General features: G+C 50.0%; 12 protein-coding genes. 11 read left to right on the top strand and 1 reads right to left on the bottom strand.

Annotated features, from left to right (window positions below; all coding sequences use genetic code 11):
* The first annotated feature begins 9 nt into the window (after positions 1 to 9).
* From WMO41_RS08425 to WMO41_RS08395, 7 genes are all read left to right on the top strand, one after another.
* Positions 10 to 807, top strand: coding sequence for a class I SAM-dependent methyltransferase (locus WMO41_RS08425; protein WP_349229379.1), 798 nt, complete (start codon positions 10 to 12; stop codon positions 805 to 807).
* A complete protein-coding gene (gene nikB, locus WMO41_RS08420; protein WP_349229378.1) occupies positions 804 to 1,748 on the top strand; it encodes a nickel ABC transporter permease in 945 nt (314 codons plus the stop codon). Before WMO41_RS08425 ends, nikB begins: the two co-directional genes overlap by 4 nt.
* Positions 1,745 to 2,599, top strand: coding sequence for an ABC transporter permease (locus WMO41_RS08415; RefSeq protein WP_349229377.1), 855 nt, complete (start codon positions 1,745 to 1,747; stop codon positions 2,597 to 2,599). Before nikB ends, WMO41_RS08415 begins: the two co-directional genes overlap by 4 nt.
* Positions 2,600 to 2,640: 41 nt before the next feature.
* Complete coding sequence (locus WMO41_RS08410) at positions 2,641 to 4,206, top strand: ABC transporter substrate-binding protein (RefSeq protein WP_349229376.1); 1,566 nt, start codon at positions 2,641 to 2,643, stop codon at positions 4,204 to 4,206.
* Between the two features lie 27 nt (positions 4,207 to 4,233).
* Positions 4,234 to 5,016: an ABC transporter ATP-binding protein gene (locus WMO41_RS08405; protein ID WP_349229375.1), complete on the top strand. Its 783-nt coding sequence runs from the start codon at positions 4,234 to 4,236 to the stop codon at positions 5,014 to 5,016.
* A gap of 4 nt (positions 5,017 to 5,020) precedes the next feature.
* Complete coding sequence (locus tag WMO41_RS08400) at positions 5,021 to 5,779, top strand: ABC transporter ATP-binding protein (RefSeq protein ID WP_349229374.1); 759 nt, start codon at positions 5,021 to 5,023, stop codon at positions 5,777 to 5,779.
* A gap of 219 nt (positions 5,780 to 5,998) precedes the next feature.
* Complete coding sequence (locus tag WMO41_RS08395) at positions 5,999 to 6,544, top strand: beta-class carbonic anhydrase (protein ID WP_349229373.1); 546 nt, start codon at positions 5,999 to 6,001, stop codon at positions 6,542 to 6,544.
* A 47-nt stretch (positions 6,545 to 6,591) separates the two neighbouring features.
* Here WMO41_RS08395 and WMO41_RS08390 read toward each other — a convergent pair whose 3' ends face one another.
* Positions 6,592 to 8,424 carry a sigma-54-dependent transcriptional regulator gene (locus tag WMO41_RS08390; RefSeq protein WP_349229372.1) on the bottom strand — a complete coding sequence of 611 codons (1,833 nt, stop codon included), beginning with the start codon at positions 8,422 to 8,424 and terminating at the stop codon, positions 6,592 to 6,594.
* Between the two features lie 167 nt (positions 8,425 to 8,591).
* Between WMO41_RS08390 and WMO41_RS08385 the strand changes: the two genes are divergently transcribed.
* From WMO41_RS08385 to WMO41_RS08370, 4 genes are read left to right on the top strand one after another with little or no spacing between them, the layout of a single operon-like run.
* Entirely contained in the window at positions 8,592 to 9,815 is a 1,224-nt protein-coding gene (locus tag WMO41_RS08385) for a four-carbon acid sugar kinase family protein (RefSeq protein ID WP_349229371.1), read from the top strand.
* 30 nt (positions 9,816 to 9,845) lie between these two features.
* Positions 9,846 to 11,123 carry a nickel-dependent lactate racemase gene (gene larA / locus WMO41_RS08380; RefSeq protein ID WP_349229370.1) on the top strand — a complete coding sequence of 426 codons (1,278 nt, stop codon included), beginning with the start codon at positions 9,846 to 9,848 and terminating at the stop codon, positions 11,121 to 11,123.
* 19 nt (positions 11,124 to 11,142) lie between these two features.
* Entirely contained in the window at positions 11,143 to 12,273 is a 1,131-nt protein-coding gene (locus WMO41_RS08375) for a glycerate kinase family protein (protein WP_494338437.1), read from the top strand.
* Positions 12,274 to 12,295: 22 nt separating this feature from the next.
* Positions 12,296 to 13,255, top strand: a complete 960-nt coding sequence (locus WMO41_RS08370) for a 2-keto-3-deoxygluconate permease (protein ID WP_349229369.1) — start codon at positions 12,296 to 12,298, stop codon at positions 13,253 to 13,255.
* The last annotated feature ends 207 nt before the right edge of the window (positions 13,256 to 13,462 follow it).

The following is a 13,462-nucleotide window of genomic DNA, read 5'->3' as shown; positions in this document are numbered from 1 at the left end:
GGAGAAAACATGAATCAATCAAGTTGCTATATCAGTGAAAATATTGCCTACTGGACAAAACGGGCACCAAGTTATTCGAAAGTAAACCAGAAAGAATTGCAGACAAGGCAGCATATCGTTTGGGGCAGGGCGTTGGATATGCGAATTCAAACACACTTTAGCGGGAGAAAAAGAGAGGAGATCCATGTTCTGGACGTGGGGACAGGACCGGGCTTCTTTGCCATCGTTCTGGCAGAATTGGGGTATCAGGTTACGGCGGTCGACTATACGAAAGCCATGCTGGAGCAGGCGCGCATAAACGCCGGGATGTCTGCCGAACGAATCGGCTTTTATCATATGAATGCGGAAAAACTCTCGTTTGCAGACAGCAGCTTTGATGTTGTTGTTTCGCGCAATCTGACATGGAACCTGCCTTCGCCTGAGCGGGCTTATGCCCAGTGGACCAGGGTGCTGAAGCCAGACGGGCTGCTATTGAACTTCGATGCGAACTGGTATCGATATCTCTATGATTCGCAGGCTCAGGAAGGGCATCTTTCTGACCGAGAGAAGGTGCGTTCTTCCGGTGCGGAAGATGATACTGCAGGGACGGATGTGGCGGCGATGGAAGCGATTGCCCGACAGACTCCATTATCAAGGTGTTTACGCCCGCAGTGGGATCTGGACATTTTAAAGCGCCTTGGTATGGATGTGACCGCGGATACAGAGATATGGAAACAGATATGGACGCAGGATGAATGGATTAATAATGCCTCTACACCCATGTTCCTAATTGCCGCATCAAGAACTCCGGGAAGGAGGAGGCTATGAAAAATTATGTCATACGACGTTTGCTGCAATTGATCCCCATTTTGTTAATCATCACCTTTCTTTCGTTTGGCATGATGCAGCTAGCAGGCAGCGATGCCGTCATTCAAAAAATGGAGAATACCGGCATGGCGGCGACCCAGGAGGTGATTGATGCGGCGCGGGCAGAGCTGGGGCTTGATAAGCCTTTTTTGACCCAGTATTTTGTGTGGCTGGGAAATCTCTTGCGCGGAGACATGGGAACCAGCTACATATCCGGGCAGGAAGTGTTCTCTACATTTATTTCGAAACTTCCTGCCACCTTGCTGCTGACGGCTGTATCCATTGCGCTGACCGTTGTGATTTCCATTCCTCTTGGAATACTGGCTGCTGTAAAACAGAACCGATGGGTAGACTATCTGATCCGGGTGGCCAGTTTTTTGGGAAACAGTATGCCGAACTTTTTTACGGGATTGCTGCTGATGTATTTTTTTGCGATCCGTCTGGGATGGTTTCCTGTGATTTCCCGGGAGGTAACTCTGCAGAATGTGGCGCTGCCTTCCCTGGCCCTTGCCATCGCCATGTCGGCCAAATATTTACGGCAGGTCCGCGCCACCGTGTTGGATGAACTGAGCAAGGATTATGTGACAGGCGCAAAAGCGCGGGGAGTCCTGTTTTCCGTGACCTTGACAAAGAGCGTGCTGCGGGCCTGTCTGGTCACGATTATTACTCTGCTGACCCTCTCCATCGGGAGCTTGTTGGGCGGCACTGCGATCGTGGAATCCATTTTTATGTGGGACGGCGTGGGAAAACTGGCGGTAGACGCCATCAATATGCGCGACTATCCCATGATCCAGGCGTATGTGATGTGGATGGCGATTATCTATGTCTGTGTGAATCTGATTACAGACCTGTCCTATCGGGCGCTTGATCCGCGAATCCGATTAGGGGGTGTAAAAGAATGAGCAGTTCCGTTACCGTGCGCCGGCAGAAGATCTGCAAGGATCATACCAAAAAAAGACTTGTCTTCTTCCTGCTCTTAACGGTGTTTTTAATGGTCATTGTCGTTTTCGCCGAGCATATTTGCCCGTATGATCCCAATGCACAAATCTTCTCTACTTTGGAACCGCCCAGTGCACTGCACCCTGCTGGAACAGACCGTTTTGGCCGGGATATGCTGTCCCGCATCCTGGTGGGCCTGCAGACCAGCGTGCTCTCTACACTGGCTTTGGTGGGAATCATCACCGTTGTGGGGACTACCATTGGCATTCTGTGCGGTCATCTGGGAGGCATTGTTGATTCTCTGATGATGAGGGTGTCAGATGTGTGCCTTGCTTTTCCCGGGCTGGTATTCGCTTTGGCGATTGCTGCGCTCCTGAACGGGGGACTTCAAAATGCTATTATCGCCCTGGCGGTGGTCAGCTGGCCCAAATATGCCCGTATTGCCAGAAGTCAGACCCTTGCCCTGAAAAGTACGGACTACATAGCCGCCGCCAAACTTTCGGGAGACACAACCATACAACTTATTGTGCGGCACATCCTGCCCAACAGTGCAGGGCCTATCCTGGTCACCGCGATGCTGGATATCGGCACCATGATGATGGAACTGGCAGGCTTGAGTTTTCTCGGTCTTGGCGCTATGCCGCCTACCGCCGAACTGGGAAATATGATGAGCGGCGGGCGTAGTATGTTGCAGACCTATCCCTGGGTTATTATCGGTCCCGGTATTGGGATTTTTGTAGCGGTTGTGATTTTCAATCTGCTGGGCGATACCGTGCGGGACTATCTTGATCCCCGTAACAATAGAAGGCAGTAATGAGACTTTGACAGTTATTATTGAAAAAAGGAGTAAAAAAGATGAAAAAATGCAGATTCTTGTTGACGCTGTTGACTGCGGCTTTCCTCGCACTGGGAGCGTTATCCGGGTGTGCCGCACAAGGCGATTCCCCTGATGGCGAAACTGCCGGAACCACCTTTGTATTCGGCGATACTACCTTTAATGCGGAAAACGAAGAGCCGGACATTAACCCGCACAACACCTATTCCGGTTGGGCTTGCATCCGTTATGGCGTTGGAGAGACGCTGTTCCGTTATTCAGACACCATGGAGATCGAACCCTGGCTTGCCACCGATTATGAGCTGATCGATGAGTTGACCTGGAAAATCACTCTGCGGGACGGCGTTACCTTCTCCAGCGGCCGGGCGATGGACGGCGAGGCCGTGAAAGAGTGCCTGGAGCATCTGGTGGAGATTCATGACCGGGCACGTGGTGACTTGATGATCGATACGATTACCGCAGAAGGACAGACGGTAACCATTACCACAACGGAGCCTCGCCCCACATTGATCAACTATCTCAGCGATCCCTATGGATGCATCATTGATATGGATGCAGGTGTTACCGAGGATGGCATTGTGTCTGGAACAGGACCGTATATCGCCACTTCGCTGATTACCAGTGAGGAACTGAATCTTAAGAAAAATGAAAACTATTGGAACGGCGAGCCGGGATTTGACAATGTGACGGTGCTGACGATTTCGGACGGGGATACGCTGACCATGGCCCTTCAGTCCGGAGAGATCGATGGCGCTTATGGAATGCCTTATGCCAGCTACCCGTTGTTCCAAAATGACGATTATACCTTCTCCAGCACGGCTACCAGCCGGGCGTTTTTCGCACACATGAATTTTGAGAGTCCCATTATTCAAGATCCTGCCGTACGCCAGGCGATTGCTATGGGCATTGACAAAGAGCGTTTTGTCAACGATCTGCTGGACGGCAATGGTTACCCGGCCATTGGCGTATATCCGGACAATTTCTCTTTCGGAGGCGATGCGGTCACTGCCAAAGCGTATGACCCCGACGGTGCCCGACTGATTCTGGAAGAGGCAGGCTGGATGGATACCGATGGGGACGGCATCCGGGAAAAGAACGGCCAGCCCCTGACCATTCGCTGGCTGACCTATCCCAGCCGCCAGGAGTTGCCTCTGCTTGCCGAATCCGTGCAGGCCACCCTGGGCGATATTGGCTTTGATGTGATTATCAACAGCACAGCGGATCACAACAGCATCCGGGTGGACCCGGCGGCGTGGGATGTCTATGCCAGCGCTATGGTCACGGCACCTACCGGCGACCCGGCGTATTTCTTTACCACCCACTGTCTGGATAGCTCAGCGGTGAATAACGGGCACTATCACAGTGATAAATTGGAAAGTTTGGCGTCAGAACTGGACAGAACCTTTGATATGGACCGCCGGGCGGAATTGGCAGTGGAAATGCAGCAGACCATTCTGGACGACGATGCCTTTGTATTCTGCTCTCACCTGCAGATGAGCATGATTTGTCAATCGGATGTGGAGGGACTGGTTGCGCATCCGTGTGACTTCTATGAAATCACGGTGGATTTGAAGCCTGTCCAGTAAGAGGTCATTTTGAGAGGAGGAAGCGGCATGGAACCCTTATTGACCTACGATTCTGTGGAAGTCAGCTTCAATGGACACGCAGTGACTCATGACGTGAGCTTTACCCTTCATAAAGGGGAGATCCTTGGCATTGTAGGAGAATCCGGCAGCGGGAAAAGCACCCTTTTGAAGGCGTCCATGGGGCTTCTGGGAGGAGGCGGATTGGTGACTAGAGGAGATATCTGGTTTCAGAATAAAGATTTGCCTGACTTGCCGGAACCGGAACTGCGGAAAATCTGCGGCGCACAGATCGGGATGATTTTTCAAGATGCGGGCGCTTCCCTTTGTCCAATTCGAACAATCGGAGATCAGATTTATGAAAGCATGGCGGCGCACATGGAAATCACCAGAGTCCAGGCGAAAGAAAAGGCTTTGATACTGTTTGACAAACTCCAGTTTAAAAATGGACAGCGTATCTGGGAGAGCTACCCGTTTGAACTTTCCGGAGGCATGAACCAGCGAGCTGGTATTGCCATAGCCATGCTGATGGAACCGCTTGTGCTGATGGCTGACGAACCTACAAGTGCGCTGGATGTGGCTGTGCAAAAACAGGTGATAGAAGAAATGCTGCACTTGCGCGAACTGTTTGGAACTGCGATTATTTTGGTTACTCATGATATTGGCGTTGTGTCAGCTATGGCAGATACAGTTCTGGTGCTAAAGGATGGACGAATCATGGAGTTCGGAACGACACAGCAGATCCTGTGTGAACCGCAGGATACTTACACCCGTAAGCTGCTGGCAGCAGTGCCGAAACTGCGGAGGGCATAAAAGGATGGGTGTTTTATTAAAAATAGAAGGATTGACAAAGATTTTTTTAGAGGAAGACAAAACAGAGCATATGGCAGTTGACCATGTCAGTTTTCATGTCGATGATGGCGAAACCGTAGGACTGGTGGGTGAGTCAGGCTGTGGGAAGAGTACACTGGCGAAACTGATTACCCGGCTGATTGAACCTACTGCCGGAACAATTCATCTGAATGGAAAAGAGATTACGAAATCCAGAGGAAAGGAACTGCGGGAAGCATACCAGCAGGTGCAAATGGTATTTCAATCTCCTGCGGGTTCATTTGACCCTCGCAAAACCATAGGTCATGGCATCAGTGAAAGTATGCGAAATAACGGGACGCCGAAGGCAGAGAGGATGCGGCGCACAGAGGAACTTCTGGGGCAATGTGGGCTTTCCCCAGAGTATGCGAGACGTTATCCTTACGAGATAAGCGGTGGTCAGTGCCAGCGGGCGGCTCTTGCCCGCGCACTGGCAATCAGACCGAAACTGCTGATCTGTGACGAGGCCACCAGCGCCCTGGATGTAACAATTCAGCAGCAGATTATGGAACTATTAAAATCTCTAAAGCAGGAGAAACAACTTTCTTTTTTGTTTATTTGTCATAATTTGGCTCTGGTACAGTCTTTTTGTGACCGAGTGCTGGTTATGTACGAAGGAAAGATTGTTGAGGAAGGTACTCCGGAGCAGATCATTCAATCTCCGCAGTCTGAATACACCAAACATTTAGTGGATGCTGCCTTTTAGAATACATTTCGAGGATTGTTTAACAACAAAGAAATCTGACGCGTTTGCGCAACGTGTGAACAGCAACGGGTTTCTAAATTTTCCATAAAGAATCCTCTGATCTACTGACAATAGAACAGAAATCTGGTATATTGATGAGGCGGCAAATTGTTTGGAGAAAATACAGGGCTGTTGTGAAATGGAACCAGCCCTGGTATGACAGAAAGTGAGTGATAACACATGATTGATGAAATTATGGAATATAACCGGAAATTTGTGGAGAACAAAGGCTATGAGCCGTATCTGACCAGCAAGTATCCGGATAAGAAACTGGCTATTTTAACCTGTATGGATACCCGCCTACTGGAACTTCTTCCGGCGGCGCTGGGCATTAAAAATGGTGATGCCAAGATCATCAAGAACGCCGGCGGCGTGATCGTGCATCCCTACGGCAGCGTGGTGCGAAGCCTGCTGGTCGGCATTCTGGAGCTGGGCGTGGAAGAGGTTATGGTCATCGGCCATACCGACTGTGGCGTGCAGGGCATGGACGGAAATGAGATGTTAGAGAAGCTGGTGGAGCGCGGCATTGACCAGCAGCACATCGACATTGTGCGTCACAGCGGTATTGACTTGGAGCGCTGGCTTGGCGGCTTCGAGTCCGTGGAGTCTTCCGTACATGAGACGGTACGCAGACTGAAAGAACACCCGCTGATGCCGAAGGATGTGCGGATCAGCGGATTTATCATGGATTCCGCAACCGGAGAGCTGAACCGGGTGGAAGAGTAACAGCTGTGGATTACAGGCAGAATTTGCTGTGCAGCGCGTGAAGCTTCTTATCGGTTGATATAGCGCCACAGAGTGGTGCGGCTGATGCCGAGCCTTTTGGCGGCAGCAGTCTGGTTTCCGTCGCAGAGGGCCAGCACATGCTGGACGATATCCTGGCTGATCCTGTCCAGAGACTGGTCCAGATTCAGGGCAAAGGCCGGCTTGTTCGTTTCATTGCCCTGCGTATGCGCATGCGGATGCGGCATGGCATGGGATGGAGGATCCGCAGGAAAGAGTACGGATTCTTCCTTTAATATGGTTTTTATGGTTTCACCGGATATGTAGGCGGTGCTGGTTTCCAGCACTGCCTTTTTTAGAATGCGCTTGAACTGCGTGCTGTTGCATGGGTAGTCGTAGTCCATGACAAGCTGGGCGGCATCTTCGGAAAGTCCGACTACTTGGCGCCCAAGATCCTGGTTTAAGGTATCAATGTAAAGGCTGGCAGAAGATACCAGGTCGCTTTTCTGTTCCCGCAGCGGTTTGATGGGAAGCGGAATACAGCCCAGCGTGTTGCTGTATTCGAGGGCGGTGTGGGGCAGACAGCCATCTCTGGATTGGGTGCAGGAGAAAATCAGCCGGTTGCGGATATGCAGGTTGGTGTCCAGAATAATGGATAAAAGCTGCTTCTGACGCTGTGGCGGCAATACGCCCAGATTGGAAATATAGATGGTATTATCGTTGTCTGTAAACGGCGAATTATAATGGTTGATCATAAAATTCCAGGTTTTATCGTTTAACAGGGCGCAGTTGATGACATAAAGCGGATTATCACAGCGATGGCTTTTCGCATAGTAAAGGTAGGCAACCCGGTCTTTTCCGGTGCCTATCTCGCCGGTGATCATTAGGGGCGTGTCGAAGGGCGCAATTTGCTCCGTGGCGGAGATAATGTCGCGGGCAAGTTCAGTATTACTATAGAAGCTTTCTACAAAACTCTGCTGTGCCTGCTCTTTATCCATGATGGTGATACCGTATTTGGAATGGCTGAGCGGAATTTTGGAGGGCATGACCCGGAAAATAATGTACGGTTCACTTCCTTCCTCGGCAAAGCTGGAACGGATGGAATATAGCTGGTTTTCCAGAGTGACAAAGAAGGAACGCCGGGGAATATTTTTCGATTTGGAGATTTCTTTTTTCAGACAGCTGATGAAGAGATCTTCTTTTTCTGCATCCAGTGTGGAATACAGGCAGTTTCCGTCCAGATCCAGGATCAGATGGCGGTTGGAGCTGCTGTGAATCAGGGCCTGCATCATGGCGTTGGAGGAAAGCAGCTTCTGGTTCTGATGCCAGGTTCGAATGGTGCTTTCTATGGCCTGCTTTACGCTTTCCGCGCTGGAAGTCAGGATAATGGGCGTGATCCCGATCATTTTCGCGTGGTCGTAGGGGATCATGTCGCAGATGACGGTTTTGTAATCCTGTTCCTTCATATTATCCAGCAGACGGTCCGAATCCGTCCAGTTTTCCGGGGAAAAGGAGAAAATGTCCAGTTTGATCTGCAGAAGGTCACAGAGATTTTTGGCAATGACGGTCAGGGACTGGAAACCGAGCAGCGCGAATTTGGTGCTGGTATTCTGAGCCATTTTGATGCATCGCAAAATGTCATAATATCCGATACCGATATCAATAACGGGAATGTGGACCGCCTGGGAAATCATGTTTGCGGTATTTGCGCGGGAGATGATGATGTCATACTGTTCGCTGTACCGCCTGGCAATGGCAAGTCCCTGTTCCATGCTGCCGGTGAATGCGGTCAGCTCAATTTCCGGGTACTGCAGGGCGCATTGTTTCATGAGCGTGACGAGCCCTTTATAGGGTGCAATTCCAAGAATGCGGATTTTTTTCATGTATAAAACCTCCGAGTGTTACAAACTTAAACATATTATAAAAGAAATTCATTGAAAATAAAAGTGGATTCTGTGTAAAATATGAAATGTAGCGAAAATAAATCTAAAATTTTTGGAAATTAAAATAATGGTGTTTCAAAAATGAACAGCAAGGGCGGTGAGAAGAATTGAAAGACAGATATCTGATCATTGCGGATGATTTTACGGGCGCGAATGACACCGGCGTGCAGCTTCGGAGAAGGGGCTTTGCCACGGATGTGTTATTTGCAGGAAAGCCGGTAGGAGCAGAACATTCAGTTGTGATCGATACCGAATCCAGAACGGTGCATCCGGATCATGCGTATGAGATTGTATCACATGCAGTGGAGAATGTGGATTTTGACGAGTTCTGTTTTGTAATCAAAAAAGTAGATTCTACCATGCGGGGAAACATCGCGTCAGAGGTGAAGGCAGTAGATGAAAAGTTCCAGCCGGAACTGATTATCTTCGCTCCGGCGCTGCCGGATCTTGGACGTACGACAGTGGATGGAGTACAGTGCCTGAACGGTACGGAAATCTGCAGAACGGAACTGGCACTGGATCCGAAAAATCCGGTGGTGGAAGATAATCTGGTGCGTATGCTGTCTGCGGTATATGACGAAAAGGTATTGTTAAAGCGCCTTCCGGATGTGCGGAGCAAGGATCTGGCTTTCGGGGAAGGAAGAATCTATGCCTGTGACGCGGAGACAAACGAGGATCTGAGAAGGATTCTGGTTGCGGCCGGCAAAGAGGAAAAAAAGATTCTCTATATCGGAACGGCCGGACTGGCAGATAATCTGATGCAGCTGGAGCGTCCGTCACTTCCGGCGTTCGGTGTTGTGGCGAGTGTCAGCACGGTAACAAACCGGCAGATGAAGTACTGCGAGGGAAAGGGCATCACCATGGTTCAGATCCCGATGCACCGCATTCTTTCCGGGGAAGAAGATACGAGCACTTATCTGGAGCAGACAGTCAGTGCATTGAAGCGCGGCGAAGATACAATTCTTCTTGCGAATACATCCTACAACCGTGAGGAACTGGAGCTTTCCTTTGAAGCGGGCGAGAAGCTGGGACTTGGTCCGGTGGAGACCGGCGATAAGGTCCGTTCCATCATCGGCCATCTGGCACTGCAGGTGCTTGAGCAGGTTCCGGTGTCCGGAGTATTCCTGACCGGTGGAGATACGGCACTTGGCATGCTGGCCAACATCGGGGCAGACGGATCGGAAATCCTTTCCGAGATTCGCGTAGGCATCCCGTTAGTCCGGGTGAAAGGCGGTTCCTTTGAAGGCATGAAGCTGGTTACCAAGGCGGGTGCTTTTGGTGAGGATGACGCAGTTGCGTTTGCGCTCAGAAAATTGAAAGAAACCATTTAAATTCTTATACATCATAAAGGAGGAGTTACAATGAAAGAATTTTTATTACCTTACGGAAAAGAAAAATTAACTGCAAAGATTGAGGACGAGCATTTTGCCGGTGTCCTTTTATCTGAACTTCATAGCTATAAAGCACCGAAGAGTGGCGCAGAACTGGTTCAGGAGGCTCTGGAGCATCCAATCGGAACTCCGAGACTGTGCGACATGGCAGCAGGAAAGAAAAAGGTCGTTGTGATTTCTTCTGATCATACCAGACCGGTTCCGAGCCATATCATGATGCCTCTGATCCTGGCTGAGATCCGGAAAGGAAACCCGGATGCAGATATCACCATTCTGATTTCCACCGGTCTTCACAGAAGCACCACGAAAGAGGAGCTGGCAGCAAAATTTGGACCGGAGATCATGGCAAATGAGAAAATTGTAGTTCATGACTGTGACGACAAAGACAACCTGGTTTACCTGGGAAAACTTCCGTCCGGCGGCAACCTGATCATTAACCGTCTGGCTGCAGAGGCTGACTTATTAGTAGCAGAGGGCTTTATTGAGCCGCATTTCTTCGCTGGTTTCTCCGGCGGCAGAAAGAGTGTGCTTCCGGGTGTTGCAAGCCGTGAGACTGTTATGTACAACCACAACTCTGGATTCATCGCAGACCCGCACGCGCGTACCGGCGTAATCGAAGGCAACCCGGTCCATAACGATATGCTGTATGCAGCAAGAGCAGCAAGACTGGACTTCATTGTGAACGTTGTCATTGACGCAGCACATGATCCGATCTTCGCTGTTGCAGGTGACTGTGATCTGGCTCACAGAGTTGGCCGTGAGTTCCTGGCTTCCAAGTGTCAGGTAGACGCAATCCCGGCAGACATCGTCATTTCCACCAACGGTGGTTATCCGCTGGATCAGAACATTTACCAGTCTGTAAAGGGAATGACCGCTGCAGAGGCTACCGTAAAAGAGGGTGGCGTGATCATCATGCTTTCCAAGGCAGCAGACGGACACGGCGGCAAATACTTCCATGAGACCTTCCGCGATGAGAAAGATTTGAACCGCATGATGAAGACCTTCCTGGACAGAAAACCGGAGGAGACCATCATTGACCAGTGGCAGTCCCAGATCTTCGCAAGACTGCTGTTAAAGGCAACGGTTGTATTTGTTTCTTCCTGCGATGACCAGTTGGTAGAAGACTTACATATGGTTCCGGCTCACAGCATGGAAGAGGCTATGGAGAAGGCAAAAGCAATCGTAAAGAAAGACGATTACAAAGTAACCGTAATTCCGGATGGTGTATCTGTTATCGTAAGAGAGTAAACAAAAGAGGGGGATTATCATGAAATTTATTCTGATACCGGATTCTTTCAAGGGAACCTTAAGTTCTGAACAGATCTGTGAAATCGCGAAAGAAAAAGTAGAAAAGCATTTCCCGGGCGCAGAAACCGCGTGTGTCCCGGTAGCGGACGGTGGAGAAGGCTCCGTAGATGCGTTTCTGACTGCGCTTGGCGGCAGTAAGGTGTCTGTAACCGTAAAGAATCCTTACTTTGAGGATATGGAGTCCTACTACGGACTGATTCATGAAGGAAAAACCGCGGTTATCGAGATGGCTTCCTGCGCAGGACTTCCGTTGGTGGAAGACAGAAAGAATCCGAAACTGACCACAACTTACGGTGTTGGACAGCTGATCCTTGCGGCAGCAGAGAGTGGCGTGGAGAAGATCATTGTAGGTCTGGGCGGATCCAGTACCAACGATGGCGGATGCGGAGCAGCCGCTGCAGTTGGCATTAAATTTTATGACAAAGACGGCAAGGAGTTCGTTCCGACCGGCGGAACTACCGCGGATATCGCGAAAATTGATTTAAGCGGCAGGGCAAAGGTTCTGGATCAGGTTGAGATTGTTACCATGTGTGATATCGACAATCCGATGTACGGACCGACCGGTGCCTCCTACATTTTCGGACCTCAGAAGGGTGCTGATGAGGCCATGGTAGAAGAACTGGACGCAGGAATTAAGAACTTAAGCCGTGTGATTGCCGAGGCAACCGGCGAGGATATCAGCCAGGTACCTGGCACCGGCGCAGCAGGTGCTATGGGTGCCGGCATGATCGCTTTCTTTGGTTCCCGTCTCCAGATGGGCATTCAGACTGTTCTGGATACCGTAAACTTCGATGAGATGATCAAAGACGCGGATTACATCATTACCGGCGAGGGCAAGCTGGATTCCCAGAGCCTGCGCGGAAAAGTCGTGATCGGCATTGCGGAACGCGCAAAGAAACAGAATAAAAATGTAATCGCTGTTGTAGGCGGAGCAGATGACAGTGAGATTGATAAAGCTTACGAGATGGGCGTGACCGCGGTATTCCCGATCAACCGCCTGCCGCAGGATTTCTCCATCAGCCGTCATCACAGCAAGGAAAATCTTGGCTACACAGTCGATAACATTTTAAGATTACTGGCAGCAAAATAGTGCCAGATAGGGGGATAACTACATGAACATTTTAAAAACTGTGAAAAAGATTCCTGGCGGACTGATGGTAGTTCCGCTGCTGTTAGGTGCCATCATCAATACCTTTTTCGGCGGCACCATCTGGACCATGTTTGATGGTACGTTTACCACATATCTGTGGAAATCCGGCGCAATGCCGATCCTGGCAGTGTTCATTTTCTGTAACGCGACAACCATCAACTTCAAGAAAGCCGGCGTAACGATTTATAAAGGTGTAACGATCACGCTTGTAAAAGTTGGTATGGGTATCATCATCGGCCTGATCTGTGGCAAGCTTTTTGGTGAAGCTGGTTTCCTTGGCCTTTCTACCCTGGCAATCGTAGGTGCCCTGGCAAACTCCAACGGTGGTCTGTACGCAGCTCTTGCAGGTGAGTATGGTGACGCAACCGATGTAGGCGCAGTATCCATCCTGTCCATCAACGATGGCCCGTTTTTCACCATGGTCGCATTAGGCGCTGCTGGTGTTGCAAAAATCCCGATGTCCGTTCTGGTTGGATGTATCATTCCGGTTATTGTCGGATGTATCCTTGGTAACCTGGATGAAGATATCCGTAAATTCTGCGAGCCGGGTGCTTCCATGCTGATCCCGTTCTTCGCATTCCCGCTGGGCGCAGGCTTAAATATCATGAACCTGTTAAAGGCAGGCGCTCCTGGTATCCTCTTAGGTGTTGGATGTACCGTGATTACTGGTCTTGCAGGCTACCTGGTTTACAAACTGTTAAAGATGGACTATCCTGAGGTTGGCGGTGCTATTGGTACCACAGCAGGAAATGCAGCAGCAACTCCGGCATCTGTAGCAGCAGTAGACGCAACCCTGTTAGCAGTATCTGAAGCAGCAACCGCTCAGATCACCGCAGCAATCATTGTTACAGCAATCTGCTGTCCGCTGCTGGTATCTACCCTTCACAAAATGGAGGAAAAGCGCAGAGCAGCTAAGAAGTAATAAGGTGTTGTTTAGAAAAGGACCGGATGGATTGACGCCTCCGGTCCTTTCCATGTAAGATAGAATATGGGTAACTGTTCAGTAGGTCTGCGCATTCACTGCGCTGACCGTATGAAAACATGGGCTTGCAGGCAAAAATCCCATTGCCGAAGGCAATTTTCAATGGATTTTTGCCCGTAACTGTGAAGGTACTGAACAGTTACGAAT

Origin of the sequence: Ventrimonas faecis (genome assembly GCF_040096075.1) — a bacterium.
Taxonomy (GTDB): Bacteria; Bacillota; Clostridia; order Lachnospirales; family Lachnospiraceae; genus Brotaphodocola; species Brotaphodocola faecis.
This window is presented reverse-complemented; position numbering and strand designations above follow the sequence as displayed.